At 64.5% G+C, this 25269-nt stretch carries 23 protein-coding genes; 11 read left to right on the top strand and 12 right to left on the bottom strand.

Translation table 11 applies throughout. From position 1 onward, the window contains the following. Positions 1 to 69: 69 nt before the first annotated feature. The 9 genes from ACFQ2S_RS00660 to ACFQ2S_RS00620 form a co-directional block, all read right to left on the bottom strand. Positions 70 to 849 carry a succinate dehydrogenase iron-sulfur subunit gene (locus ACFQ2S_RS00660; protein ID WP_089235241.1) on the bottom strand — a complete coding sequence of 260 codons (780 nt, stop codon included), beginning with the start codon at positions 847 to 849 and terminating at the stop codon, positions 70 to 72. Positions 850 to 932: 83 nt separating this feature from the next. Beyond that, positions 933 to 1349, bottom strand: a complete 417-nt coding sequence (locus ACFQ2S_RS00655; protein WP_089235240.1) for a hypothetical protein — start codon at positions 1347 to 1349, stop codon at positions 933 to 935. Next, complete coding sequence (gene sdhA / locus ACFQ2S_RS00650; protein ID WP_386071866.1) at positions 1349 to 3154, bottom strand: succinate dehydrogenase flavoprotein subunit; 1806 nt, start codon at positions 3152 to 3154, stop codon at positions 1349 to 1351. The genes ACFQ2S_RS00655 and sdhA overlap by 1 nt, the downstream gene beginning before the upstream one ends. A 21-nt stretch (positions 3155 to 3175) precedes the next feature. Beyond that, positions 3176 to 3565, bottom strand: coding sequence for a succinate dehydrogenase, hydrophobic membrane anchor protein (locus tag ACFQ2S_RS00645; protein ID WP_089235238.1), 390 nt, complete (start codon positions 3563 to 3565; stop codon positions 3176 to 3178). A gap of 13 nt (positions 3566 to 3578) precedes the next feature. Beyond that, positions 3579 to 3974 (bottom strand): succinate dehydrogenase, cytochrome b556 subunit, encoded by a 396-nt coding sequence (gene sdhC / locus ACFQ2S_RS00640; RefSeq protein ID WP_386071865.1) that lies wholly within the window; start codon positions 3972 to 3974, stop codon positions 3579 to 3581. 647 nt (positions 3975 to 4621) lie between these two features. Continuing rightward, positions 4622 to 5653 carry a MaoC family dehydratase gene (locus ACFQ2S_RS00635; protein WP_386071864.1) on the bottom strand — a complete coding sequence of 344 codons (1032 nt, stop codon included), beginning with the start codon at positions 5651 to 5653 and terminating at the stop codon, positions 4622 to 4624. Between the two features lie 2 nt (positions 5654 to 5655). Further along, on the bottom strand, positions 5656 to 5859 hold the full coding sequence (locus ACFQ2S_RS00630; RefSeq protein ID WP_386071862.1) for a DUF1737 domain-containing protein: 204 nt from the start codon (positions 5857 to 5859) through the stop codon (positions 5656 to 5658). A gap of 4 nt (positions 5860 to 5863) precedes the next feature. Further along, on the bottom strand, positions 5864 to 6418 hold the full coding sequence (locus ACFQ2S_RS00625; protein ID WP_386071861.1) for an NnrU family protein: 555 nt from the start codon (positions 6416 to 6418) through the stop codon (positions 5864 to 5866). A 10-nt stretch (positions 6419 to 6428) separates the two neighbouring features. Beyond that, a complete protein-coding gene (locus ACFQ2S_RS00620; protein ID WP_386071859.1) occupies positions 6429 to 7298 on the bottom strand; it encodes an HpcH/HpaI aldolase/citrate lyase family protein in 870 nt (289 codons plus the stop codon). 183 nt (positions 7299 to 7481) lie between these two features. On the opposite strand from ACFQ2S_RS00620, the gene ACFQ2S_RS00615 reads away from it, so the two are divergent. The 3 genes from ACFQ2S_RS00615 to ACFQ2S_RS00605 all read left to right on the top strand — a co-directional run bounded on the left by ACFQ2S_RS00615 (position 7482) and on the right by ACFQ2S_RS00605 (position 9683). Next, positions 7482 to 7643 (top strand): hypothetical protein, encoded by a 162-nt coding sequence (locus tag ACFQ2S_RS00615; protein WP_386071857.1) that lies wholly within the window; start codon positions 7482 to 7484, stop codon positions 7641 to 7643. A 203-nt stretch (positions 7644 to 7846) separates the two neighbouring features. After that, a complete protein-coding gene (mdh, locus tag ACFQ2S_RS00610) occupies positions 7847 to 8809 on the top strand; it encodes a malate dehydrogenase (RefSeq protein WP_386071855.1) in 963 nt (320 codons plus the stop codon). Positions 8810 to 8864: 55 nt separating this feature from the next. After that, the gene (locus ACFQ2S_RS00605) at positions 8865 to 9683 is read left to right on the top strand and encodes a putative nucleotide-diphospho-sugar transferase (RefSeq protein ID WP_386071853.1); all 819 of its coding nucleotides are present in this window, start codon (positions 8865 to 8867) and stop codon (positions 9681 to 9683) included. 13 nt (positions 9684 to 9696) lie between these two features. Here the strand turns inward: ACFQ2S_RS00605 and ACFQ2S_RS00600 are convergent, their stop codons facing one another. Then, the gene (locus ACFQ2S_RS00600; RefSeq protein WP_386071852.1) at positions 9697 to 10728 is read right to left on the bottom strand and encodes a glycosyltransferase family 2 protein; all 1032 of its coding nucleotides are present in this window, start codon (positions 10726 to 10728) and stop codon (positions 9697 to 9699) included. Between the two features lie 346 nt (positions 10729 to 11074). Between ACFQ2S_RS00600 and sucC the strand changes: the two genes are divergently transcribed. From sucC to lpdA, 8 genes are all read left to right on the top strand, one after another. Further along, the gene (gene sucC / locus ACFQ2S_RS00595) at positions 11075 to 12277 is read left to right on the top strand and encodes an ADP-forming succinate--CoA ligase subunit beta (protein WP_089235230.1); all 1203 of its coding nucleotides are present in this window, start codon (positions 11075 to 11077) and stop codon (positions 12275 to 12277) included. 63 nt (positions 12278 to 12340) lie between these two features. Continuing rightward, entirely contained in the window at positions 12341 to 13456 is a 1116-nt protein-coding gene (locus ACFQ2S_RS00590) for a hypothetical protein (RefSeq protein WP_386071851.1), read from the top strand. Next, positions 13453 to 14463: a hypothetical protein gene (locus tag ACFQ2S_RS00585; RefSeq protein WP_386071849.1), complete on the top strand. Its 1011-nt coding sequence runs from the start codon at positions 13453 to 13455 to the stop codon at positions 14461 to 14463. The genes ACFQ2S_RS00590 and ACFQ2S_RS00585 overlap by 4 nt, the downstream gene beginning before the upstream one ends. Positions 14464 to 14475: 12 nt before the next feature. After that, a complete protein-coding gene (gene sucD / locus ACFQ2S_RS00580; protein WP_089235227.1) occupies positions 14476 to 15357 on the top strand; it encodes a succinate--CoA ligase subunit alpha in 882 nt (293 codons plus the stop codon). A gap of 382 nt (positions 15358 to 15739) precedes the next feature. Next, complete coding sequence (locus ACFQ2S_RS00575) at positions 15740 to 18691, top strand: 2-oxoglutarate dehydrogenase E1 component (RefSeq protein WP_386071847.1); 2952 nt, start codon at positions 15740 to 15742, stop codon at positions 18689 to 18691. A gap of 4 nt (positions 18692 to 18695) precedes the next feature. Next, on the top strand, positions 18696 to 20210 hold the full coding sequence (gene odhB, locus ACFQ2S_RS00570; protein ID WP_386071845.1) for a 2-oxoglutarate dehydrogenase complex dihydrolipoyllysine-residue succinyltransferase: 1515 nt from the start codon (positions 18696 to 18698) through the stop codon (positions 20208 to 20210). A 187-nt stretch (positions 20211 to 20397) separates the two neighbouring features. After that, entirely contained in the window at positions 20398 to 21255 is an 858-nt protein-coding gene (locus ACFQ2S_RS00565; protein WP_386071843.1) for a sulfotransferase family 2 domain-containing protein, read from the top strand. A gap of 88 nt (positions 21256 to 21343) precedes the next feature. Next, entirely contained in the window at positions 21344 to 22738 is a 1395-nt protein-coding gene (gene lpdA / locus ACFQ2S_RS00560; protein ID WP_386071842.1) for a dihydrolipoyl dehydrogenase, read from the top strand. 443 nt (positions 22739 to 23181) lie between these two features. Here the strand turns inward: lpdA and ACFQ2S_RS00555 are convergent, their stop codons facing one another. Together ACFQ2S_RS00555 and ACFQ2S_RS00550 are read right to left on the bottom strand one after the other, a co-directional pair. After that, complete coding sequence (locus ACFQ2S_RS00555) at positions 23182 to 24309, bottom strand: beta-ketoacyl-ACP synthase III (protein WP_386071840.1); 1128 nt, start codon at positions 24307 to 24309, stop codon at positions 23182 to 23184. A gap of 121 nt (positions 24310 to 24430) precedes the next feature. Further along, the gene (locus tag ACFQ2S_RS00550; protein WP_386071839.1) at positions 24431 to 25171 is read right to left on the bottom strand and encodes a hypothetical protein; all 741 of its coding nucleotides are present in this window, start codon (positions 25169 to 25171) and stop codon (positions 24431 to 24433) included. Positions 25172 to 25269 lie beyond the last annotated feature (98 nt).

Genomic DNA, 25269 nt, shown 5'->3' with positions numbered 1-25269 from the left:
CAGCCCGACCTGAAACGAGAAAGCCCGGCCGATTGGCCGGGCTTTGTGTTTCTGGCTTCGGGCCCGTGATCAGTGCAGGCGGGCCTGCGCCATCAGCCGGATCTCAGCAATTGCCTTGCCAGGGTTCAGGCCCTTCGGGCAGGTTTGCGTGCAGTTCATGATCACGTGACAGCGATAGAGCTTGTACGGATCCTCGATGTCGTCGAGCCGCTCGCCGGTGGCCTCGTCTCGGCTGTCGATCAGCCAGCGATAGGCGTGCAGCAGCGCGGCCGGGCCGAGGTAGCGGTCGCCGTTCCACCAATAGGCCGGGCAAGAGGTGGAGCAGGAGGCGCAGAGCACGCATTCATAGAGGCCGTCGAGCTTGGCGCGGTCCTCGGGGCTCTGCAGCCATTCCTTCTCGGGGGCCGGGGTCTTGGTTTCCAGCCACGGCATGATCGAGGCGTGCTGGGCATAGAAATGCGTCAGGTCGGGGATCAGGTCCTTGACGATCGGCATGTGCGGCAGCGGGTAGATCTTGATGTCTCCATCCTGCCCGTCGATGCCCCAGATGCAGGCCAGACGGTTGATGCCGTTGACGTTCATCGCGCAGGAGCCGCAGATCCCCTCGCGGCAGGAGCGCCTGAAGGTCAGGGTCGGGTCGATCTCGTTCTTGATCTTGATCAGGGCGTCCAGAATCATCGGGCCGCAGTCGTCGAGATCGATGAAGTAGGTGTCGAGCCGCGGGTTCTGGCCGTCGTCGGGGTTCCAGCGATAGATCTGGAACTTGCGCACGTTCTTGGCGCCTTCCGGCTTCGGCCAGGTCTTGCCCGTCACGATCTTGGAGTTCTTGGGAAGTGTGAATTGAACCATAGGGTCACCTCAGCAATGTGCATGCGGCGGGTCGGCCGCTGCAAGGCTTGGGTTCGAAGGAGTGGCGAGGGGTGCGCCGCATGTCAGCGCCGCGCCCACTGGCAATAGAGATCGCCCTTGTAGAGGATGGCCGGACTGCGGCCGCAGTCCATGCCGTAGTAGCCGCCCGGCGCCCGGATCGAGCGGACGACCGTCCGCTTCTTCGAGGTCAGGCGACCCTCCGCAGGTGCGAGGCCGACGCGCTTTGCGGCGCAGGCATTGATGTAGTCCGCATCCATGTAGGTCACGCGGTCGTACGGAACGATCCGCACGGACATCTGCGTGGTCCCGGCAGAGGGCTTCTGTTGCTCCAGGTAGGCCGAGCCGCCGACTCCCCGAATGCGCTTGCAGTCCAGAATCGCCGTACGTTGTTCCTCGACGGCGGTCAGGGCGGAAGAAGCCCCGGGAAGGGCAATGCAAAGTGCAAGTGCGGCAGTCAGAAGCTTGACCCGGTTGGACATCAGTAAACCCTCGCTTTCGGTGCAATTCTCGCCAGTTCGATTCCACCTTCGTCGGGGGTGGTCAGCGGGTCAAGGTGCACGGGACGATAGGTCAGTGTGACATCCGGACCGTCCACCACGGCGAGGGTGTGCTTGCGCCAGTTGACGTCGTCGCGATCCGGGTAGTCCTCGTGGGCATGTGCCCCGCGGCTTTCCTTGCGCGCCTCGGCCGAGACGATGGTGGCCATCGCGTTCGGCATCAGGTTGGTCAACTCGAGCGTTTCCATCAGGTCGCTGTTCCAGATCATGGAGCGGTCGGTGACCTTGATGTCGTCCAGCTTGCCGGCCACGACCTTCATCTTCTCGACGCCCTCGGCGAGGGTCTTGTCGGTGCGGAAGACGGCTGCGTCGGATTGCATGGTCTTCTGCATCTCGTCGCGCAGGTCGGCGGTCGGGACCGCACCATCGGCGTGGCGGATCTTGTCGAAGCGGGCGAGCGCCGCATCGAGGCTGGCCTGGTTCAGTTCCGGGTTCGCCTCGTTCGGGTTGACCACTTCGCCGGCCTTGATGGCCGCCGCGCGGCCGAAGACCACGAGGTCGATCAGCGAGTTGGAACCGAGACGGTTGGCCCCGTGGACCGAGGCGCAGCCCGCTTCGCCCACAGCCATTAGGCCCGGTGCGATGCGGTCCGGGTCGCCCTCGACCGGGTTCAGCACCTCGCCCCAGTAGTTGGTCGGGATGCCGCCCATGTTGTAGTGGACCGTCGGCAGAACCGGGATCGGCTCGCGGGTCAGGTCCACGCCGGCGAAGATCTCGGCGCTCTCGGTGATCCCCGGCAGGCGCTCGGCGAGCGTCTCCTTCGGGATGTGGTTGAGGTGCAGGTAGATGTGGTCCTTGTTCGGGCCCACGCCGCGGCCTTCGCGGATCTCGATGGTCATGCAGCGGCTGACCACGTCGCGCGATGCGAGGTCCTTGTAGGTTGGCGCGTAGCGCTCCATGAAGCGCTCGCCCTCGGAGTTGGTCAGGTAGCCGCCTTCGCCGCGGGCGCCTTCGGTGATCAGGCAGCCCGAGCCATAGATGCCGGTCGGATGGAACTGCACGAACTCCATGTCCTGCAGCGGCAGCCCCTGGCGGGCGACCATGGCGTTGCCGTCGCCGGTGCAGGTGTGGGCCGAAGTCGCCGAGAAATAGGCCCGGCCGTAGCCGCCGGTGGCCAGAACGACCATCTTGGCGTTGAAAGCGTGCAGCGTGCCGTCATCCAGTTTCCACGCCAGGATGCCCTGGCATTGGCCGTCTTCGGACATGATGAGGTCGGTCGCGAAATACTCGATGAAGAACTGCGCGTCGTGCTTCACGGACTGGCCGTAGAGCGTGTGCAGGATGGCGTGGCCGGTCCGGTCGGCGGCGGCGCAGGTGCGCTGCACCGGGGGGCCTTCGCCGAATTCGGTGGTGTGGCCGCCGAACGGGCGCTGGTAGATCCGGCCGCTCTCGGTGCGCGAGAAGGGCACGCCGTAATGCTCCAGTTCGTAGACGGCCTTGGGCGCCTCGCGGGCGAGGTATTCCATCGCGTCGGTGTCCCCGAGCCAGTCGGACCCCTTCACGGTGTCATACATGTGCCACTGCCAGCTGTCGGGGCCCATGTTGCCAAGCGACGCGGCAATGCCGCCCTGGGCTGCCACGGTGTGCGAGCGGGTTGGGAACACCTTGGTCACACAGGCCGTCTTGAGCCCTTGTTCGGCCATGCCGAGGGTGGCCCGGAGACCGGCGCCGCCGGCCCCTACGACGACGACGTCGTAGGTGTGATGGGTAATGTCGTATGCGGTCATTGTTTTCTTCTCTCCCAGGGCTCAGCCAGCGATCATGGAGGCGAACAGGATCTTGGCGAGGGCAAATAGGCCCAGTCCGCAGAAGAACCAGCCAAGCGCGGTGGTGATGATCATGCCGGCGAAGTCCCAGCCATGGGGAACGTAGTCCTCGAACACCTTCTTGATGTTGAAGCGCCAGTGGTAGGTCGTGGAGACGATGAAGAGGCCCATGATCACGAAGTTGAACGGGCGGGTCAGACCTTCGATCACGACCTCGTAGGGCGCGCCGACCAGCGGCGCGATGCGGAACAGGAAAAGGATGACCAGCGCGGCCATCATGTAGGAGCTGTAGGTGACTTGAAGCTGATGCTCTGCGCCGTGGGCAATGGAGCCCTTGCCGGCGGCACGCTTGCGATCTGTCAGGTATTGCATGGCGTTCTCCGGGTCAGACGATGAGCAGGATGATCGAGGTCAGCACCGCGCCGACAACCGATCCGATGACGATGCCCCAGCCGAGCTTCTCGGCGGTCTCGAGCTCGAGGCCGACCGCCTCGTCCCAGATCAGGTGCCGGATGCCGCCAAGCATGTGATACCAAAGCGCCCAGATCAGTCCGAACCAGACCAGCTTGGCGAGCCACCACTTGGTGAGCCATGCCATGTTCGCCTCGTAGGCTTCCGGCCCGGCCGCGGCGGCCAGAAGCCACCAGAGGACGAGGATGATGCCGACCGTCAGACCGTTGCCGGAAATCCGGATCAGGATCGAGCTGACCATCAGGATATGCGGCTTATAGATCTGGAGGTGGGGCGACAGGGGACGGTTCCCCCGGTTCACATCTGCCATGAGATCTGGCTCCCTTGGTTTGCGCGGGCTGGATCCCGCATTTGATCCCTTCTGTAATACTTCCGGCGCGCGTGTCACGAGGATGCAGCAAGATTCGGCGCGGTTAATTGGCGCAATCTGTCGATAGGCGGGTGTTTGTGATCACGGATGCGGGGGTGTGATCACAAAGGTGCCGGGCTATGGATACCTTTGTATGCCAAAATCGGTTCCGAGGCGAAAACCCTCCGCGAATCGGTCGAATGGCCTGCAAGCGAGCGAGAAATGTGCTTTTGGATAGGGAAACCACCGTTTCGGAGATGTGTCTGCGTTCCCGTCGATCGCTTCGAATTGTTGACCTTTTCATTGCTTGGGAGAGCAGGAAGACCCTTCGTGATGAAAAGGGACAAAGATCAGCCAACTGTGGGTGATCTGCAGTTCCGGGAATGTCCGGGACCTGTTGCGAAGATCCCCGTGGATCCGGTCGTTGTACATGCTGCCTTGGGGCAGCTCACGCCTCTTGAGTGAGTCGGGACCGGTGAGCCTCCTGCGCCAGGGTCACCTGCCGTCAGAGGACGTAACCGGCACAGCCGGACATTCAGGTTCCCGGGGGCGACAGGATAGAGTGGGCCGCGCGCCGGGTCCCGCCGGCAAGCTTCGTCACCGTCACCTCACATCGGGATGAGGGCCCAGTAGTCCAGATCGAGCAGTACCTCGGGCAGGTATTTTCCGTCCTCGTCCTTGAGCCGGAACGGTTCGCCGCCCTTGGTTGCCACCAGACGGAGCCGGATCGCACCGACGCCCGGCGCGGCGGTTTCTGCCTTCTCCAGCACTTCCGACCAGGCCTTTACCGTGTCGCCGGCGAAACAGGGGTTCGCGTGCGCGCCGGCGTTCAGCCCGACAATCATCTGAGCATTCGCCAGCCCGTTGAAGCTGAGCGCGCGGGCCATCGAAATGACGTGACCGCCATAGATCAACCGCTTCCCGTCCGGACGGAAGGTGGCGTCGAAATGCACCTTGGCGGTGTTCTGCCAGAGCCGTGTGGCGAGCATGTGCTCGGCTTCCTCGATGGTCACCCCGTCGACGTGGTCGATCTGCTCGCCGATCTCGTAGTTGCCCCAACGGTGAGGCTCGCCGGCGAGCGCGAAATCGTAGCCGGAGAAGTTGAGCCCGGTCGGAACCACGAGCTCGGAGGCCGGGACGACGGCGGCCAGCTCGGGCACCACGGTCTCGGGGGCCGGCGCGTCGAGGTCGCCCTTGCGCACCATCACCCAGCGAACATAATCCAGCACCACCTCGTCGCGCTGGTTGCGCCCCATGGTGCGGACGTAAACGACACCGGACTTGCCGTTAGAATTCTGCTTCAGGCCGATCACCTCGCTCTCCGAGCGCAGCGTGTCGCCGGCGGCGACTGGAACCCGGAAGTGGCCTTCGGCATAGCCAAGATTGGCCACCGCATTGAGCGAGATGTCCGGGACGGTCTTGCCGAACACGGTGTGGAAGGTGATCAGGTCGTCCATCGGGGCCGCGCCCAGGCCGCAGGCGCGGGCGAACTCATCCGAGGAGGCCAGCGCGTGACGGGCCGGGTAGAGCGCATGGTAGAGCGCGCGCTCACCGCCCGAGACGGTCCGTGGCACCGCGTGCACGATCGTCTCGCCAAGCCGGTAATCCTCGAAGAAACGGCCGGGATTGGTCTTGGCCATGGTCAGAGCTCTCCCAGCTTCAGGTCGGGGTTGTAGGTGCCGGGCACGTCCTTCACCACCGCCTGACCGCAGCGCATCACGCCCTTGGCGGCGTCGAACGCGCAGGTCGGATCGCCGTGCAGGTGCCAGCCCTTGGAGAGGGCAGCGGTAACCTTGTGGCAGAAGGCCGAGGTGTCGTCCTCGGTCAGGAAGCGATAGACTTTCATGGGCTTATCCAAACGGGTAATAGCCGAGCCAGCTGTGGATCAGGCCGATCACGACCAGCAGCACGACGCTGCCGAGCAGGAACATGCCGTCCTTGGCCAGCGTGCCGGGGGCGGGGGGCGTCCACTCGGGTTCGGCGCGGTTGATGAGAACGGGGGCAAGAAGCGACCAGCCGAGCAGGCCGCCGAAAAGAACGATCGACGCCAGGTCGCCGTTGACCAGCAGGTGCGCGACCGCCCAGAGGCTGAATCCGGCAAGCATCGGATGCCGCATGCCGTTGAGCAGCCGGCCCTTCCTTGGAGCCGGGCTCATCATGAAGATCGCAATCAGCACCAGCAGATTGTTGACATGGGTGAAGAAGGCGGGGGGCGTCCAGACATTCACGAAGGCGGTCATGCGGTAGCCGATCACCATCAGCACGATGGACAGCAGCAATCCGCCCGCCACGACGCCGCGGCCCTTTTCATCGCCGAGCGAAGCGCGGAGATCAGGGGCGACGCGCTTGAGAAGATGCGCGCCCCACCAGAGCGCCACGCCGAGAATTAGCAGTATCCAGCCCATCGGGGCCTCCTCACGTCAGGGATGCAATGGCCTCCGCCTTCGCCAGCGTGGCCTTCGCCGTGACGATATGCAGATTTTCCACGATCTTTCCATCGACGACCGCGACGCCGAGACCTTTGGCTTCGGCTTCCTCGAACGCGGCGATCTGACGGCGGGCGAGGTCGACTTCCTGTGCGCTCGGGGCAAATACGTCGTTCGCGATCTCGACCTGAGCGGGATGGATCAGCGTCTTGCCGTCCATTCCGAGATCGCGGCCTTGCTCGCATTCATGGCGCAGGCCAGCCTCGTCCTTGAAGGCGTTGTAGACGCCGTCGACGCAGACAATCCCGGCGGCGCGGGCGGCCAGCAGGGCCATCTGGAGCGAGGTCTGGAGCGGTAGCCGGTCGGCCCGGAACCGACAGTTCAGCTCCTTTGCGAGGTCGTTCGTCCCCATCACGAAGCCGCCCATGCGCGGCGAGGCGGCGATGGCTTCGGCATTCAGCACGCCGCGGGGCGTCTCGATCATCGCCCAGATCCGGGTCCCGGCACAGGCAGGATGGGCATCGAGCTTCGCGGCGACGGACGCAACCTGGTGTACGCTCTCCACCTTTGGCAACAGCACGGCCTGGGGGCCGATTTCCATGATTGCCGCAAGATCATCCGCGCCCCAGTCGGTATCGGCACCGTTCAGGCGGACGATCTGGCTGCGGTTGCCATAGCCACCCGCGGAGAGCGTCGCCGTCAGCAGGGCGCGGGCGTTGGCCTTTTCTTCCACTGCGACCGCGTCCTCGAGATCGAAGATGATCGCGTCCACCGGCAGCGTTTTCGCCTTCTCCAGCGCGCGTTCCTTGGAGCCGGGGATGTAGAGCACCGAGCGATAGGGGCGGGCGGCAATATCCATGTCTCTCTCCTGTTGTTACGCCTTCGCCTGAGACCATACCTTTGCTGCGGGCGCAAGATATGAAATGCCGCAGCGCGGAATCGCGCAAGAAACGTGCGCGGCGGATCGGCGGCCTTCGCGGGTTGACCGGATGTTAACCTCACGCGCTCCAGGATTGTTTCCGATTCTGGGAGTATCGGACACATGCGTTTCCATTGGGTCAACCGTCGCCGCTGGATGCGGCGCCTGCGCTGGACGGTGCGCCTTCTGTGCCTGCTGATCGCAGTCGTGGCGACTGTGTGGTCGGAAGCGGCGGCCAGCGAACGGGAATCGCTGCTCCCGCCCTGTCAGCAGCTGGAGGTCTGACGAAGGATTGGCGGGCCTCATACGGCGCGCCCAATCGCGCGCCGCAATGCCTTCAACCCGGCTCGGACGGCAGATTCGGAGGCATTGGAAAGGCCAAAGAGGTATGTGCAACCTTGTGCCGCGTCGCCGCGACCTTGCGCGCGCGCGGGCAAATGGCTACGCACGCTGCCGAACAGACAACCAACCCAGGGAAGATTCAGACAATGGCCAGACCCAAGATTGCCCTCATCGGCGCCGGGCAGATCGGCGGCACCCTTGCTCATCTCGCTGCGATGAAGGAACTCGGCGACGTCGTTCTCTTCGACATCGCCGAGGGCGTTCCGGAGGGCAAGGCGCTCGACATCGCCGAGTCCGGCCCGTCCGAAGGGTTCGACGCCAAGCTCAAGGGCACGCAGGACTACGCCGACATCGCCGGCGCCGACGTGTGCATCGTGACCGCCGGCGTGCCGCGCAAGCCGGGCATGAGCCGTGACGACCTTCTGGGCATCAACCTCAAGGTCATGAAATCCGTGGGCGAGGGCATCCGCGACAACGCCCCCGACGCTTTCGTGATCTGCATCACCAACCCGCTCGACGCGATGGTCTGGGCGCTGCAGCAGTTCTCGGGCCTGCCGACCAACAAGGTCTGCGGCATGGCCGGCGTGCTGGACTCTGCGCGCTTCCGCCACTTCCTGAGCCTTGAGTTCGACGTCTCGATGAAGGACGTCACCGCCTTCGTGCTCGGCGGCCACGGCGACACCATGGTTCCGTCGGTACGCTATTCCACCGTTGGCGGCATCCCGCTGCCGGACCTCGTCGAGATGGGCTGGACCACGCAGGAGAAGCTGGACGCGATTGTGCAGCGCACCCGTGACGGTGGCGCCGAGATCGTCGGCCTGCTGAAGACCGGCTCCGCCTACTACGCTCCGGCGACCTCCGCGATCGAGATGGCTGAAGCCTACCTCAAGGACCAGAAGCGCCTGCTGCCCTGTGCCGCCTGGTGCGACGGCGAGCTCGGCCTCAACGGTCTCTACGTCGGTGTGCCGACCGTGATCGGCGCCGGCGGTGTCGAGAAAGTCGTGGACATCAAGCTCTCCAAGGAAGAACAGTCGATGTTCGACAGTTCCGTCGCCGCTGTGCGCGGCCTCGTGGAAGCCTGCAAGGGCATCGACCCGAGCCTGGCCTGACTTCTCTCGCGCGGCGGCATTGGTCGCCGCGCGTTTCCCTATCAGGGGAGGCCGGATGGTCGACACAGGGTTTGTCTACGCGGCAACGGGCGAGATGTACGTTGCGCTCGCGGTTCGATCGGCGCGCAGCCTTCGAGAGGCCATTCCGGATGCCCGAATTCATCTGTTTGCGGATATCGACTGCACCGACGAGGTGTTCGATGCAGTGCATCGTCTCAGCCGCTCCCATTTTCGTCCCAAGTTCGAGGCGTTGCGCTCCTCGCCATTCGAGCGGAGTGTCTACCTGGACGCGGACACCTATGTGAGTGCCGATATCTCGGATATCTTCGACCTGCTCCAGCAGTTCGACATTGCCGGGGCGCATGTGTTCCGACGCAATTCACGGGCCTGCCGCCGCTACTATCGCGATCCGCTCCCCAACAGCTTCCCGCAGATCAACACCGGCGTGCTGGGGTTGAGGCGGAACAAGCGCACGCATGCATTCCTCGAAGCGGTGGAAGGCGAGATGGATGCATCCGATGCCCAGTTCGACCAGGCGGTGTTTCGCGAACTGCTGTTCCACAGCGACCTGAGGCTCGCCGTCTTGCCGCCTGAGTACAACTTCAAGGAGCCGGGCAAGGCCGCCATTCTGAGCAGCGATGACACGGCGCCGCGCGTGATCCACGAGTCCCGCCTGCATGGAACCTACGACCCAGATGTCGGGCTGCTCGAGAGTCTCGAAGCACTCAATGGTCCCGACCTCTTGCGCCATGTTGAGGCCTTGATCGCTGCAGACCGGTATCTGCACCCGGCAGCGACAGGAAAAGTGCGCCCACTGGCCATTTCCAGCAAGCCTGGACTGTTCGACCGTTTTCGCAAGCATCCCCGTGGTTGAGGCACAGGCCCCGTTACCGCGGAACTGCGGACACGCGCGTCATCAACCGGGCGGCGTTCTCCTGTCCCAGCATCTCGTCGAAATGCCGAGCGTCGAACCGGGGGCGGTATCCAGGAAGGAACCGGGCGATCTCCGCTTCGGGATCGATCCTTGCAGTGCTGAGCGCGCCGATCAGGCTGAGCGCAAGGTCCTCCTGCTCCGAGAGGTGAAACAAGTCTCCATGAAAATCGAGGATCGCACGGAGGTCGGGACAGGCGTCCCGTACATGGCGCACCTGCGCCTGTCTTTGCGGGTGCAAAAGCACGTCGATCGCCGCGTCGCCCTGTTCGGCATAGCGCAGGGTCTTGGCGGCCCAGTGTAGCGGCGTCAGCCCGTCGAAATGCAGCAGCGCGGCATGGCGGGCGGTGCGGTAGGGGGGCAGGTGGTTCTCCGCGCCGCGCCCCGCGCGCGGCGAATGGGTGTAGATGCGGAAGTCGCGGTCGGTGGCCGACAGCGCCTTGCCGATCGGATGCCCTGCAAACCCGTTCCATAGAAATCGTGCCTTTGATCCGTAGATCCGCGCTAGGTCATCGTCGGCATCCTTGACCGGCTTGCGGAACACCCCGTCAAAGATCGCGCCACCTTGCGCGCCGGTGCGCCAGACACGTTCGAAATTGCGGATCTTGAGCCAGCCGTCGCCGGGACGCAGCGCCTCCAGTTCCTCTGCAAGGGGGACGGGCAGGTGGAGGAACTCGTCGGCATCGATGTGCAGAAGCCAGTCGACGGACGTTTTGTTGTACCTCCACGTGGCGTTCAGCATTTGGCGTTGCGACTGAAGCGCCGGGCGCTCGCGCCGGCGTGTGCCTTGCCAGTACTCCTCGCCGCAACGGTGGACGGTGCAGTCGGGGATCTGTTCCAGCAGAGCTGCGCCGGGATCTTCCGGGTCGTCGAAGAACAGCGTGACCTCGGCAGCGCCAAGCCCGAGGTGATGGGTGGCGAAAGCCAGAACGAGATCGGCCGGCTCGCGAACCGTTGCCACCACGCCCCAACTGATCTCCTGTGCCACGCTGATCCTCCCGTTTCCAGCCAAGGGGACACCCCGCCCCGTTCATCCTACAGGCCAGTGGTGCAATCTGGTTTGCGAGGCGGCGATTCCGTGGCGGGCTGCCGTATGGTAAGCGAGAGCCGCCGGTTGGCGCCCCCCTCAATTGCCAACCCATGTCCCGCAACTGATTCTGTTAGCCTTCGAGACCTCGGCGCGCTGGACTCCTGCTTTGTGATCACACCTTTTGAGGCTGTGATCACAAATGTCGCTTTTTGCGCTAACAAAGGGCTCTGAAGCGAAAAAACCGTTCACTTGCACACCACGGCATGCCAGTGAGGCAAAAATCGCAGCAAGACGGGACAAGTTCATGAACATCCATGAATACCAGGCGAAAGCTCTGCTTCGCGACTACGGCGCCCCGGTCAGTGATGGCCGCGTCGTCCTCAAGGCCGAGGAGGCCAAGACCGCAGCCGGAGAAATGGACGGACCGCTCTGGGTCGTCAAGGCCCAGATCCACGCCGGCGGCCGCGGCAAGGGGTCCTTCAAGGAAGCCGACGCGGGCGAGAAGGGCGGCGTCCGTCTTGCCAAGTCGGTCGAGGAAGCCGCCGACGAGGCGCGCAAGATGCTTGGCCGTACGCTGGTGACCCACCAGACCGGCCCGGCCGGCAAGCAGGTCAACCGCATCTACATCGAGGATGGCTCGGGCATCGAGCGCGAACTCTACCTCGCGCTGCTGGTCGACCGCGGCACCTCGCGCATTTCCTTTGTCTGCTCGACCGAGGGCGGCATGGACATCGAGGAGGTCGCGGCCTCCACGCCCGAGAAGATCCTGTCTTTCTCCGTCGACCCGGCCACCGGCTACCAGGCGTTCCACGGCCGCCGCATCGCCTTCATGCTGGGCCTCGAAGGCCAGCAGGTGAAGCAGTGCGTCAAGCTGATGGGCACGCTCTACAAGCTCTTCGTGGACAAGGACATGGAGATGCTCGAGATCAATCCGCTGATCGTGACCGACGGCGGCGACCTCAAATGCCTCGACGCCAAGATGGGCTTCGACGGCAACGCCATCTACCGCCACCCCGACATCGCGGCGCTGCGTGACGAGACCGAAGAGGATCCGAAGGAACTCGAGGCCTCGAAGTTCGATCTGAACTACATCGCACTCGACGGCGAGATCGGCTGCATGGTCAACGGCGCCGGCCTCGCGATGGCGACGATGGACATCATCAAGCTCTACGGTTCCGAGCCGGCGAACTTCCTCGACGTGGGCGGCGGCGCGACCAAGGAGAAGGTGACCGAGGCCTTCAAGATCATCACCTCTGACCCGAATGTGAAGGGCATCCTGGTGAATATCTTTGGCGGCATCATGCGCTGCGACGTGATCGCCGAGGGCGTTGTCACCGCCGTCAAGGAAGTGGGCCTGAAGGTGCCGCTGGTCGTCCGTCTCGAAGGCACGAACGTCGAGAAGGGCAAGGAGATCATCAACACCTCCGGCCTGAACGTGATCGCGGCCGACAATCTCAAGGACGGTGCCGAAAAGATCGTTGCAGCTGTCAAGTCGGCGGCCCAATAAGCCCCCGACACCTGCAATCGGGGGCACCTGACCGGTGCCCCCCTATCGAAGAGAGATCACCCCATGCGTGCCGTCGTTCACATAGGCCTTCCCAAGACCGGAACCACCTCGATCCAGGGCTGGTTGCTGGCGAATGCCGACCGTCTGCCCGAACGCGGGGCCGCCTATGACCGGATCAACTATCCGGACCTGAAGCGGCGGCGGGCGCATGTGGAGCTTGGCATCTGCCAGATGGATCGTGCGGGCGTGCTGATGCCGCACAAGGAGACGCGCCGGTTCTACGGGCTCACCGACCTGGAGGCCCAGGCCGAGGTCGCCCGCGTCTACACCGAGGTCTTCGGCAAGGCCGTGAAGCGCGGCAAGGACCTGACGTGGATCTTCTCGAGCGAAGATCTCGGCAGCCTGACCACCACGCCGGAGTTGGCAAAGGCGCTTGACGGCTGGATGGGGCAGTTCTTCTCCGAGGTTCGCTATGTCTGCTACATCCGCCGGCAGGAAGACTGGCTGCTGAGCCGCTACTCGCAGACCCTGCGGCACGGCGCGACGCATACCCTCGACGAGTTCCTCGAGAACGCGAAGCAGCGCAATTACCACGAGATGGGCAAGCTTTGGTGCGACGCTGTCGGCTCCGATCGCTTCGTGCTGCGCCTGCTCGAACCCGATGCCATGAAAGATGGCGACCTGATCGCCGATTTTGCCGATGCGGTCGGCATCGACCATACCGGACTGACCGTACCGCCGCGCAAGAACGAGGCGCTGAGCGTTGCTGCCGCCGAATTCCTGCGGCAGGCCAACGTCAAGTTGCAGCAGGTCGGCGGCCGGCGCGCGGTTACGGATCTGATGCGCGACGCCGAGAGCCGGCTGATGCAACTGCCGTCCGCAGAGCGCAAACTCGTGCTGACGGCGGGTCAGATCGCCAGCATCCGGGAAGCGAACGAGGGCACCAACCGCAAGCTGCGCGAGGATTTCTTCCCACAGCGGTCCGAGATGTTCCCGCCCAAGGCGAAGCCCGCGCCGTCCGATCCGGCCGTCAACCAGCCGACGATCGACGAGCTGTGCGAGGCCGGTCTCGAATTCGTGATTCCGACGCCGGCCTCCGGTGGAGGAAACGCCGGCGGCCGCAAGAAAGGCCTCAAGGGCGGCAAGAAGCGGCGTGCGACCAAGGAAGCGGCGCAATGAACGCCATCTTCCACATCGGCCGGCCCAAGACCGGGTCCACGACGCTGCAGGTGTTTCTCGAACAGAACTGCAAGGCGCTCTCCGGGAGTGGGATCTTCTATGACCGGATCGTTCCGGACATCTCGAGCCAATGGGAGTTTCCCATCGCCGCACTGGCGGAGCTCGAACTCCTGCCGCCCGATCCCTATATCCGGCGGATGCTCGGGTTGGAGGATGTCGCCGACGCCAAGGCCTATGCAGCCGAGATGATGCAGGCGTTCGAGCGGCGGCTGGCCGCGGCGCCAAAGGAAATGCACACCTGGGTCGCCTCGAGCGAGCACGCCTGGCCCTACCTGTTCGATCAGGAGCGCATCGGCACCTTCGACCGGCTCATGAAATCGCATTTCGACGAGGTGACCTACGTCGTTTACCTGCGCCGTCAGGAAGATCTGATCCTGAGCGCCTATTCCGAGGCGGTTCGGCGCGGCGTGGACAAGAGCTTCGAGGATTTCGTGGAGACCTTCCTGAAAAAGGGCCACGGCAATCACTTGAAGAACCTCCGGCAGTGGGCGAACGTCGCGGGCGAGGAACGCCTTGTCGTCCGCCTGCTGGAGCGCGATGCGCTCAAGGGCGGGGATCTGGTGGAGGATTTCTGCGATGTCCTGGGCGCCGACGCTGCCGGAATGGTTCGGCCGGATATCTACAACCCGTCGCTGACCAAGAAGTCGCTGGACACCTTCCTTTTGATCAACCGGTACATCGCCTCGGTCACCACCAAGAACGAGACGCTCCAGTCGCTCCGCACCGAACTGTGCCGAGCCGCCGAGTACTGGGGATCCGGCGGTCCGGCCCTGACGCTGCCCTTGCCGCTTCTCAACCGCATCCGCGAGCAGCTCGGGCCGAGCAACGAGAAACTCCGCGAGAGGTTCTTTCCCGAGCGGGAAGAACTTTTCCCGCCGAAATCCCCGAAGGCGCCGGACGGCGTCGCGCGGGCCCGCACACTTGAGCCTATAAACGATTCCAACTGAGAAGAGACCATCATGGCCGTACTCGTCGACGAAAACACCAAGGTTATCTGTCAGGGCTTCACCGGGAGCCAGGGCACGTTTCACTCCGAGCAGGCGATCGCCTACGGCACCAAGATGGTCGGCGGCGTGACACCGGGCAAGGGCGGCATGGAACACCTCGGCCTGCCGGTGTTCGACTCCGTCCACGAGGCCAAGGCCGTGACCGAGGCGAATGCCTCCGTGATCTACGTTCCGCCGCCGTTCGCCGCCGACTCCATCCTCGAGGCGATCGACGCCGAGATGGAACTGGTGGTCTGCATCACCGAGGGCATCCCGGTGCTCGACATGATGAAGGTCAAGCGCGCGCTGGTCGACAGCAAGACCCGCCTGATCGGCCCGAACTGCCCTGGCGTCATCACGCCGGATGCCTGCAAGATCGGTATCATGCCGGGCCACATCCACAAGCGCGGTTCGGTGGGCGTCGTGTCCCGCTCCGGCACGCTGACCTACGAGGCGGTCGCCCAGACCACCGCCGCGGGCCTCGGCCAGTCCACCTGCGTCGGCATCGGCGGCGACCCGATCAAGGGCACCGAGCACCTCGACGTGCTGGAATGGTTCCTGGCCGATGACGAAACCCACTCGATCATCATGATCGGCGAGATCGGCGGCTCCGCCGAGGAAGAGGCCGCCCAGTTCCTCAAGGACGAAGCCAAGAAGGGCCGTTCCAAGCCCTGCGCCGGCTTCATCGCCGGCCGCACGGCGCCTCCGGGCCGCCGCATGGGCCATGCGGGCGCCATCGTCGCCGGCGGCAAGGGCGGCGCCGAGGACAAGATCGAAGCCATGCGCTCCGCCGGCATCGTCGTGGCGGAAAGCCCGGCCAGCCTCGGCGAGGCTGTGCTCGAAGCCATCGGCTGACGCCATGAGACAACGCGCGGCCATCCGGACAAGTCTGCTAGGACTCCCGTCATCCGACGGGCGGATCGGTCGCGTGGGTTTTCGGCGGCTCCTGTCATGCCTGGCAGGGGCCGCTCCGCTGTCTCCTCATCAGGGCAATGGTCGCGGTGGCGCGCCGGCGTCCGAAGGAAGTCGGGGCCATGACGCCTTTGCCGTGCGAACCGGCAACGGGCAATGCAGCCGCGGCGTGTTCCCGCCGATAGGTGCGCAGCCCCTGTCTGGGCGGTTATCCACCGAGCGAGCCTTTCTGGATTTGCGAGGCGTCCATGCCTAGCTTCTTCGACATCTATCTCAAGACCCTCCGCAATCCGTGCGGTCTCAATAATAACCAATGGGTGCCAACATGACCGAGCACAGCAAGAACGACATCTTCCACGCTTCCAGCTTCCTGCAGGGACACAACGCCGAATACGTCGAGCAGCTCTACGCTCGCTACGCGGCCGATCCGGCATCGGTGGACGAGGCCTGGGTGGAGTTCTTCCGGCAGCTGGGCGACGGAGAGGCCGAGGTGCGCGCCGAGGCGAAAGGCCCCTCCTGGGCCCGTCAGAGCGGCTTTGTCGCCGACGAGCTGACCGCCGCGCTCACCGGTGAATGGCCGGTCGAGGAGGTCAAGGACGCCGGCAAGAAGATCAAGGCGAAGGCCAGGGAAAAGGGCGTCGAGGTCACCGACGACCAGGTTAAGCGCGCGGTGCTGGACTCGATCCGGGCGCTGATGCTGATCCGCGCCTACCGGATCCGTGGTCACCTGGTGGCCGATCTCGATCCGCTTGGGATGCGTGACCAGACCCCGCACCCGGAGCTCGACCCGGCCTCCTACGGCTTCTCCGAGGCCGACATGGACCGGCCGATCTTCATCGACAACGTGCTCGGGCTGCAGATGGCCTCGATGCGCCAGATCCTCGACATCGTGAAGCGCACCTATTGCGGCACCTTCGCGCTGCAGTACATGCACATTTCCGATCCCGAGCAGGCCGCCTGGCTGAAGGAGCGGATCGAGGGCTTCGGCAAGGAGATCCAGTTCACCCGCGAGGGCCGGCGCGCGATCCTCAACAAGCTGGTCGAAGCCGAGGGCTTCGAGAAATTCCTGCATGTGAAATACATGGGCACAAAGCGCTTCGGCCTCGACGGCGGCGAGGCGCTGATCCCGGCGATGGAGCAGATCATCAAGCGCGGCGGTGCGCTCGGCGCCACCGAGGTCGTGGTCGGCATGCCCCACCGCGGCCGGCTTTCGGTTCTGGCCAACGTGCTGAGCAAGCCCTACCGCGCGATCTTCAACGAGTTCCAGGGCGGCAGCTTCAAGCCCGATGACGTGGACGGCTCGGGGGACGTGAAATACCACCTCGGCGCCTCCTCGGATCGCGAGTTCGACGGCAATATCGTGCACCTCAGCCTGACCGCGAACCCCTCGCACCTCGAGGCGGTGAACCCGGTGGTGCTCGGAAAATGCCGCGCCAAGCAGGACCAGAAACACGACCAGCAGCGGATCAGCGTGATCCCGATCCTTCTGCATGGCGACGCCGCCTTTGCCGGTCAGGGCGTCGTGGCCGAATGCTTCGGCCTCTCGGGCCTCAAGGGGCATCGCACCGGCGGAACGATCCATATCGTGGTGAACAACCAGATCGGTTTCACCACGGCGCCGCACTTCTCGCGCTCCTCGCCGTACCCGACGGATATCGCGCTGATGGTCGAGGCGCCGATCTTCCACGTCAACGGCGACGACCCGGAGGCCGTGGTGCACGCCGCCAAGGTTGCCACCGAGTTCCGGCAGAAGTTCCACAAGGACGTGGTGATCGACATCTTCTGCTACCGGCGGTTCGGGCACAACGAGGGCGACGAGCCCATGTTTACCAATCCGATCATGTACAACCGGATCAAGAAGCATAAGACCACGCTGGCGCTCTACACCGAGCGGCTGGTCAAGGACGGTCTGATCCCGGAAGGCGAGATCGAGGACATGAAGGCCGCCTTCCAGGCCCACCTGAACGACGAGTTCGAGGCCGGCAAGGAGTTCAAGCCGAACAAGGCCGACTGGCTCGACGGCCGCTGGTCGCATCTCGACCGCGAAGGCGATCAGTACCAGCGCGGCCAGACGGCGATCTCGGCCGAGACTCTGGAGGAAGTCGGCCGGTCGCTCGTGACCGGTCCCGAAGGCTTCCCGCTGCACAAGACTGTCGGGCGGCTTCTCGAAGCCAAGAAGCAGATGTTCGAGACCGGCGATGGCTTCGACTGGGCGACGGCCGAGGCGCTGGCCTTCGGCTCGCTGCTGACCGAGGGCTACCCGGTCCGCCTGGCCGGTCAGGACTCGACCCGCGGCACCTTCTCGCAGCGGCACTCGGGCTTCATCAACCAGCAGGATGAAGAGCGCTACTACCCGCTCAACCACATCCGCGAGGGGCAGGCGCAATACGAGGTCATCGACTCGATGCTCTCAGAATACGCCGTGCTCGGGTTCGAATACGGTTACTCGCTGGCCGAACCCAACGCGCTGACCCTGTGGGAGGCCCAGTTCGGCGACTTCGCCAACGGTGCGCAGATCATGTTCGACCAGTTCATCAGCTCAGGCGAGAGCAAGTGGCTCCGCATGTCCGGCCTGGTGATGCTGCTGCCGCACGGCTTCGAAGGGCAGGGCCCGGAGCACTCCTCCGCCCGTCTCGAGCGCTTCCTGCAGCTCTGCGGTCAGGACAACTGGATCGTCGCCAACTGCTCGACCCCGGCGAACTACTTCCACATCCTGCGCCGCCAGCTGCACCGCTCGTTCCGCAAGCCGCTGGTGCTGATGACGCCCAAGTCGCTGCTGCGCCACAAGCTCTGCATCAGCCGGAAGGAAGACTTCATCGAAGGGTCCTCCTTCCACCGCGTCCTGTGGGATGATGCGCAATACGGGAATTCCGAGACCAAGCTGAAGCCGGACAGCGAGATCAAGCGGGTCGTGATGTGCTCGGGCAAGGTCTACTACGACCTGCTGGAGGAGCGCGATGCGCGTGGCATCGACGACATCTACCTGCTTCGCGTCGAGCAGTTCTATCCCTTCCCGGCGATCTCGCTGGTCAAGGAACTGGAACGGTTCAAGGAGGCCGAGATGGTCTGGTGCCAGGAAGAGCCCAAGAACCAGGGTGCCTGGACCTTCATCGAGCCCAATATCGAATGGGTCCTGACCCGGATCAAGGCGCGGCACAATCGCCCGGTCTATGCCGGCCGCGCCGCCTCCGCCTCGCCGGCCACCGGCCTCGCCAGCCAGCACAAAGCACAGCAAGCCGCGCTCATCGACGAAGCGCTGACCATCGAAGGAAAGTAAGACCATGACCATTGAAGTCCGCGTGCCCACCCTGGGCGAGAGCGTCACCGAGGCCACTGTCGCCACATGGTTCAAGAAGCCCGGCGATGCCGTGGCGGTGGACGAGATGCTGTGCGAGCTTGAAACCGACAAGGTGACCGTCGAGGTGCCGGCCCCCGCAGCGGGCGTCCTTGGCGAGATCGTCGCCGCCGAGGGCGAGACCGTCGGGGTCGATGCGCTGCTGGCCACCCTGAACGAAGGCGAGGGAGCGGCCGCCGCCCCCGCCGCTGCTGCCGCGCCCGCCGCCGAAGCCCCCGCGGCCGCGCCTGCCGCCGGTGGCGCCTCGGTCGACGTGATGGTCCCGACGCTGGGCGAAAGCGTGACCGAAGCGACCGTCTCCACCTGGTTCAAGAAGGTCGGCGATGCCGTCGCGCAGGACGAGATGCTCTGCGAACTGGAGACCGACAAGGTGTCGGTCGAGGTTCCGGCGCCGGCCTCCGGTGTCCTGACCGAGATCGTCGCCGTCGAAGGCTCCACGGTCGACGCCACCGCTAAGCTTGCGGTGATCTCCGCCGGTGAGGGAGCCGCCGCAGCCGCGCCGGCACCACAAGCCGCCCCGGCCGCCGCTCCGGCGCCCGCCGCTGCCCCGGCGAAGGACGTTGCCGACGCCCCCTCCGCCCGCAAGCTGATGGCCGAGAAGGGCATCGACCCGGCCGCCGTCCAGGGGTCCGGCCGCGATGGCCGCGTGATGAAGGAAGACGTGCTCAAGGCGCTGGCCAACCCGGCCGACAAGCCCGCCGCCCCGGCCGCGCCCCGTGCGCCGGTCCCGGCCGAGGACGCCGCGCGCGAAGAGCGGATCAAGATGACCCGCCTGCGCCAGACCATCGCCCGCCGTCTCAAGGATGCCCAGAACACCGCCGCAATCCTGACCACCTACAACGAGGTGGACATGACCGAGACCATGGCGCTTCGCAGCCAGTACAAGGACGAGTTCGAGAAGCGCCACGGCGTCCGCCTCGGCTTCATGTCCTTCTTCACAAAGGCCTGCTGCGCCGCGCTGAAGGAAGTACCCGAGGTCAACGCCGAGATCGACGGCGACAGCATCGTCTACAAGAACTTCGTGCACATGGGCATCGCCGCGGGCACGCCCCAGGGCCTCGTCGTCCCAGTCATCCGCGACGCCGATCGCATGTCGTTCGCCGAGATCGAGGCCGCCATCGCCGAGAAGGGCAAGCGCGCCCGCGACGGCAAGCTCTCGATGGCCGAGATGCAGGGCGGCACCTTCACCATCTCCAACGGTGGCGTCTACGGCTCGCTGATGTCCTCGCCGATCCTCAACCCGCCGCAGTCCGGCATCCTCGGCATGCACAAGATCCAGCAGCGCCCGATGGTCATCAACGGCGAGATCGTCGCCCGCCCGATGATGTATCTGGCGCTCAGCTACGATCACCGCATCGTCGACGGCAAGGGCGCCGTGACCTTCCTGGTGAAGGTCAAGGAAGCGCTCGAGGATCCGCGTCGCCTGCTCATGGATCTGTAGGGTTCGAGCCGGGGTCGTACCGCGCGGCCCCGGCCAATATCATATGGGTCGGGCAAATGGTCGGCCGTCACTTGGTTCCGATTACCCCCGAGGTATCCCTGTCGAGACCGGTTCCAGAGAGCCCAGGGGATCGACGGATCCGGATCGGGCACTTTCAAGGATGCGAAGGGCACACGTGGTTCGAGCAATGGAGAAAACCGGATCAAAGCTCTTCTTCGATCGGCCGGTGAAGCCCGCGAACAGGTCGAAGCTGCTGGAGACGTCGTATGCGTCAATTGGTCGTCGCTTCGAGAGCCGCGCCGCACATGATCTGTTCTTTCAGTACATCTTCACGCCGAAGAGCAATGCCTGGGCCTATTCGCCTGTAGGCAAGACGGGCACCAATTCTGCCCTTGCGCTCCTGTTCGAGCTCGAATTCGGTGTGCCGCTCAAGACGACCGTCTCGAGCGAGTCCAACCTTTCGGATTCTGCGTTGCATCTGACCATGTTCGCCGGGGTGTTCCGGGAACTGCTTGCCCGGACGGATATAATCAGTCTGGCTGACTATCTGGACAATGCGATTCGTATCGCCACCGTCCGCAACCCCACGGGCCGCGCCTGGTCTTCCTTCAGGTATATCTGCAAATCGAACAAGCTCGGCAGCCCGCAATTTGTCGACGAACGCATTCGAATGACAGCGGCTACCGGGTTCGATTGGGAGGAACATCCCTTCACGCAGGAAGGCTTCGAGCGGTTCCTTGATTATGTGGAGCTTTCGGTTTCCGGTTATGCGGGCCGCCCCCCAAACGCCCACTGGCGGCCCCAATGGTGGGACATCCGTCCCGATATCTACCCGCCCAACGTAGTCGGCCGGCTCGAGGCGGCAGACAAGTTCGAGAAGGACCTCTGCGAGGCACTTGGCAAACACCCGAAGGGCACAGGTGTGCGGCTCAATGTGAACGATGAGATGGCATCGTTCCCGGAGTGGATGACGAGGAGCGAAGTCAGGTCACGCCTGATTTCGGTATACGGGAAGGACTACGAGGCATTCGGTTATGAGCCCTGATCGATCCGCTTCGTAGCGCTTTCAAACGAGACAGAATTCAGGCGAACGCACGAGCGCGGCCTCGCCAAAACAACCGAAGGAACATCACATGGCATCCTATGACGTCATCGTAATCGGCGCCGGACCCGGCGGCTATGTCTGCGCCATCCGCTGCGCCCAGCTCGGGCTCAAGACCGCCTGTGTCGAAGGCCGCGAAACTCTCGGCGGCACCTGCCTCAATGTCGGCTGCATCCCCTCCAAGGCGCTGCTGCACGCCTCGCACCTTGTCCACGAGGCGGAGCATAATTTCGACGCCATGGGCATCAAGGCCGCGGCGCCGAAGGTCGACTGGGAGAAGATGCTGTCCTTCAAGGACGACGTGATCGGTGCCAACACCAAGGGTGTCGAGTTCCTGTTCAAGAAGAACAAGATCGACTGGCTCAAGGGCTGGGGCTCGATCCCCGAGGCCGGCAAGGTGAAGGTCGGCGACGAGGTCCACGAGGCCAAGCACATCATCATCGCGTCGGGCTCCGATGCCGCGTCGATCCCGGGGGCCGAGGTGACCATCGACGAGAAGATCGTCGTGACATCGACCGGCGCGCTCGAACTGCCGAAGATCCCGAAGAAGATGGTTGTTGTCGGCGGCGGCGTGATCGGCCTCGAACTGGGCTCGGTCTACAAGCGGCTGGGCTCCGAGGTCACCGTCATCGAGTTCATGGACGGTATCACACCGGGAATGGATGCGGAGATCGCCCGCAATTTCCAGAAGATCCTTAAGAAGCAGGGGCTGGAGATCATCACCGGCGCAGCGGTTTCCAAGGTCGAGACGCTCAAGACCAAGGCCAAGGTCACCTATGCGATGCGCAAGGACGCGGCCGAGCACACGATCGACGCTGATGTTGTTCTCGTCTCCACCGGCCGCGTCCCCTACACCGAGGGGCTGGGGCTCGACGCGCTCGGCGTGAAGCTGACCAAGCGCGGCCAGATCGAGGTCGATGCGCATTACCGGACCAGCGTGCCGGGCGTCTACGCCATCGGTGACGTGATCGAAGGCCCGATGCTCGCCCACAAGGCCGAGGACGAGGGCGGCGCGGTGGCGGAGATGATCGCCGGCCAGAAGCCGCATATCGACTACAACATCATCCCCGGCGTGGTCTACACGACGCCCGAGGTCGCTTCGGTCGGCGCGACGGAAGAGCAGCTCAAGGAAGCGGGACGCGCCTACAAGGTCGGCAAGTTCAACTTCATGGGCAACGGCCGCGCCAAGGCGATGATGCAGTCCGACGGCTTCGTGAAGATCCTGGCCGACAAGGAGACCGACCGGATCCTTGGCGCCCATATCATCGGCCCCGTCGCGGGCGAGATGATCCACGAGATCTGTGTCGCAATGGAGTTCGGCGCGTCCGCAGAGGATCTCGCCCGGACCTGCCACGCCCACCCGACGACGTCGGAAGCGGTGCGCGAGGCGGCAATGGCCTGCGGCGACGGTCCGATACACGCCTGACGGGACCGGCGGGGGATAGCTCCCCCGCCCTCCATCCTCCCGCTTCTGGGGCTCAGCCCGGAACCGGGACGGCCCTCGCAAGGACTGCTGCCAGCCGTGCGGCCACGGCCGGTACTTAAGCAACGTGCGGCGCTGGCGCCGAAGACACACTTCCCGGGAAGGGGCCGAAGCAATTGGCGGCCAGCACGCATACGGCGACCGCAAATTCCATTCGTTTCATGCAGTCAGGCAATCCCGGATGATGGATCTCATGGAGCGACCCGCGACCTGTGAGGGAAGCGGGCGGTTTTCTCCATCAGGCATCCCATCCCGGAAATGTGGACTGGCTATGTGGAAGTCATGGAGCGGGCAACCCTCCGGTCCCGGCCGTCAGATGAACGGAACGAAGGGCACGCCGCATCCGGCAAGCATTGTCAGGGCGGCGAGAGCCAGCAGGCGCCGGATCATGCGGTCTTCCTTTGCACGATGACGGAGCCCACCGAGTAGCCCGCGCCAAAGGAGCATATGATGCCGAGGTCACCCTCGGCGAGATCCTCGGAATGTTGGGCGAAGGCGATGATCGAGCCTGCCGAGGAGGTGTTCGCGTAGTCCTGCAGGATGTTGGGCTGCTCGTCGGCATCCGGCGTCCGGCCTAGGACCTTCTTGCCGATAAAGTCGTTCATGGTCTTGTTGGCCTGGTGGAGCCAGAGCCGGCTGAGTTGGTCGGCCGTGACGCCTTCGGCTTCCATGTGGTCCGCGATATGGGCGCAGACCAGCGGCAGCACCTGCTTGAAGACCTTCCGGCCCTCCTGCATGAAGAGCATGTCCCGGCGGTCGTCCATATGCCCCTCGCGGGTGCGTCGCAGGAAGCCGTTGTTGTTGCGGATGTTGTTCGAAAACTCGGTGGCGCAGCGGGTCGAGCGGATCAGGAAGTGATCCCCCTTCGCGTCCTCGGCCCGTTCGACAACGGTGGCGGTGCAGACATCTCCGAAGATGAAATGGCAGTCCCGGTCGCGCCATTCGAGATGTGCCGAGCAGATCTCGGGGTTCACCACCAGCGCCTTGCGGACGGACCCCGTGCGGATCATGTCGGCCGCAGCCTGAAGGCCGAAGGTGGCGGAGGAACAGGCGACGTTCATGTCGAATCCGAAACCGCCGCAGCCCAGCAACTGCTGGATCTCGATGGCGATGGCCGGGTAGGCGCGCTCGTGGTTCGACGCGGCGCAGATCACCAGGTCGATCTCCTCGGCGGCGACACCGGCCTGGCGGAGCGCGGCGTTGCAGGCTTCCACGCCGATCTCGGCCATCAGGGAGGGTTCGTCGTCGCTCCGCGCCCGGAAGATGGGATGCATAATGTCTGGGTCGAGGGTGCCGGTCTTGTCGAGCACGAAGCGGCTCTCGATTCCGGAGGCGTGGACGATGAATTCGGAGGAGGAATGGGCCAGCGGCTCGGCCTCGCCGGCGGCGATCGCCGCGGCATTCGCCGCGTTGCTGCGATCGGCATAAGCGTTGTAGGCGGCGACGAGTTCGTCATTGGAAATGGCCTGTGACGGCGTGAAGACTCCCGCACCGGTTATCGCTGGCTGATGCATCGATGCCCCTCCTTCTGGGTGCCCGTCCTTGCACCCGGTTGCGAAGGAAGGTCAAGCAAATCCGGCGTGAACGCCGTTGCGTCGCAGCGGCATTTCCGGGCAGGCCGGCACCGGTCAGATGTCAGTGCGACAGATCCGCCGCGAGTTCGGGCTCGGTGTCTTCGGAGGCGTCGGCATCCTCCTCGTCCGGGCTGCCGGTGCCGGAGGCCTCGGCCACCCGTTCGGCCAGTGCCGCGGCCAGCGCCTCGGGCGGGATCTCCTCGCCGAGCCATTGCAGCAGTGGGCGCAGGCCCTCCGGGTCGGAATTGAAGCTGGCATGGTCGAGGAGGAAGGTCTGCTCGGGGAAGTCCTCGTGGGCGTGCCTGAAGCGCTCGATCGTGGCGTCAAGGACGTCGATCACGATGTCGCGGTCGCGGGTTTGCCACCAGGCGGAATCGGCCACTTCCTCGGGGTTCCGGGTCAGGAAGATGACGCGGGACTCCTCGAACTGGGTGAGCATGAAACGCAGGATGCCCCGGAAGGCCTGATCGGTCAGGCCGTCGGCGGTGTAGCGGATCTCCTTGAAGCCGGTAAGCCGCGTGCCCTCGGGCGGGGCGAGCACGTCGCGTGTGAAGGCCTGGGCGAGGCTGGCACCGAACCTGTGCGGCCGCATCTCGCCGGCGCCATACCATGGGTGCGATACCGGCCCGCTGGCCGCGCCGTGGCGCCGCCGGGAGCGCTGCGAAATCATGAAGGCCTCGGCGAGCGGGCGCAGCAGGCCGCCGTTCTCGCCTCTCAGACAAGCGCCCTCGATGGAGTTGAGCGCCTTCATCAGCGCGGTGGAGCCGGTCCGGCCATAGGTGATTATGAAAACGTGCTTCATCTGGCTTTGAAAACTCGGAGTCTGGTCTGGCCGGGGCAGGGGTATCATCCGACGCCGTCGTGGAAAACCGGACATCCTGTAGCCGCCGAAATGGGGCG

Origin of the sequence: Tropicimonas aquimaris, assembly GCF_042676185.1 — a bacterium.
In the GTDB taxonomy this organism is placed as follows: Bacteria; Pseudomonadota; Alphaproteobacteria; order Rhodobacterales; family Rhodobacteraceae; genus Tropicimonas; species Tropicimonas aquimaris.
This window is presented reverse-complemented; position numbering and strand designations above follow the sequence as displayed.

Bases quoted from the DNA above. Each gene is read 5' to 3' on its own strand.
- ACFQ2S_RS00660 (WP_089235241.1), bottom strand. From the start codon at position 849: ATGGTTCAATTCACACTTCCCAAGAACTCCAAGATCGTGACGGGCAAG.
- ACFQ2S_RS00655 (WP_089235240.1), bottom strand. From the start codon at position 1,349: ATGTCCAACCGGGTCAAGCTTCTGACTGCCGCACTTGCACTTTGCATT.
- sdhA (WP_386071866.1), bottom strand. From the start codon at position 3,154: ATGACCGCATACGACATTACCCATCACACCTACGACGTCGTCGTCGTA.
- ACFQ2S_RS00645 (WP_089235238.1), bottom strand. From the start codon at position 3,565: ATGCAATACCTGACAGATCGCAAGCGTGCCGCCGGCAAGGGCTCCATT.
- sdhC (WP_386071865.1), bottom strand. From the start codon at position 3,974: ATGGCAGATGTGAACCGGGGGAACCGTCCCCTGTCGCCCCACCTCCAG.
- ACFQ2S_RS00635 (WP_386071864.1), bottom strand. From the start codon at position 5,653: ATGGCCAAGACCAATCCCGGCCGTTTCTTCGAGGATTACCGGCTTGGC.
- ACFQ2S_RS00630 (WP_386071862.1), bottom strand. From the start codon at position 5,859: ATGAAAGTCTATCGCTTCCTGACCGAGGACGACACCTCGGCCTTCTGC.
- ACFQ2S_RS00625 (WP_386071861.1), bottom strand. From the start codon at position 6,418: ATGGGCTGGATACTGCTAATTCTCGGCGTGGCGCTCTGGTGGGGCGCG.
- ACFQ2S_RS00620 (WP_386071859.1), bottom strand. From the start codon at position 7,298: ATGGATATTGCCGCCCGCCCCTATCGCTCGGTGCTCTACATCCCCGGC.
- ACFQ2S_RS00615 (WP_386071857.1), top strand. From the start codon at position 7,482: ATGCGTTTCCATTGGGTCAACCGTCGCCGCTGGATGCGGCGCCTGCGC.
- mdh (WP_386071855.1), top strand. From the start codon at position 7,847: ATGGCCAGACCCAAGATTGCCCTCATCGGCGCCGGGCAGATCGGCGGC.
- ACFQ2S_RS00605 (WP_386071853.1), top strand. From the start codon at position 8,865: ATGGTCGACACAGGGTTTGTCTACGCGGCAACGGGCGAGATGTACGTT.
- sucC (WP_089235230.1), top strand. From the start codon at position 11,075: ATGAACATCCATGAATACCAGGCGAAAGCTCTGCTTCGCGACTACGGC.
- ACFQ2S_RS00590 (WP_386071851.1), top strand. From the start codon at position 12,341: ATGCGTGCCGTCGTTCACATAGGCCTTCCCAAGACCGGAACCACCTCG.
- ACFQ2S_RS00585 (WP_386071849.1), top strand. From the start codon at position 13,453: ATGAACGCCATCTTCCACATCGGCCGGCCCAAGACCGGGTCCACGACG.
- sucD (WP_089235227.1), top strand. From the start codon at position 14,476: ATGGCCGTACTCGTCGACGAAAACACCAAGGTTATCTGTCAGGGCTTC.
- ACFQ2S_RS00575 (WP_386071847.1), top strand. From the start codon at position 15,740: ATGACCGAGCACAGCAAGAACGACATCTTCCACGCTTCCAGCTTCCTG.
- odhB (WP_386071845.1), top strand. From the start codon at position 18,696: ATGACCATTGAAGTCCGCGTGCCCACCCTGGGCGAGAGCGTCACCGAG.
- ACFQ2S_RS00565 (WP_386071843.1), top strand. From the start codon at position 20,398: ATGGAGAAAACCGGATCAAAGCTCTTCTTCGATCGGCCGGTGAAGCCC.
- lpdA (WP_386071842.1), top strand. From the start codon at position 21,344: ATGGCATCCTATGACGTCATCGTAATCGGCGCCGGACCCGGCGGCTAT.
- ACFQ2S_RS00555 (WP_386071840.1), bottom strand. From the start codon at position 24,309: ATGCATCAGCCAGCGATAACCGGTGCGGGAGTCTTCACGCCGTCACAG.
- ACFQ2S_RS00550 (WP_386071839.1), bottom strand. From the start codon at position 25,171: ATGAAGCACGTTTTCATAATCACCTATGGCCGGACCGGCTCCACCGCG.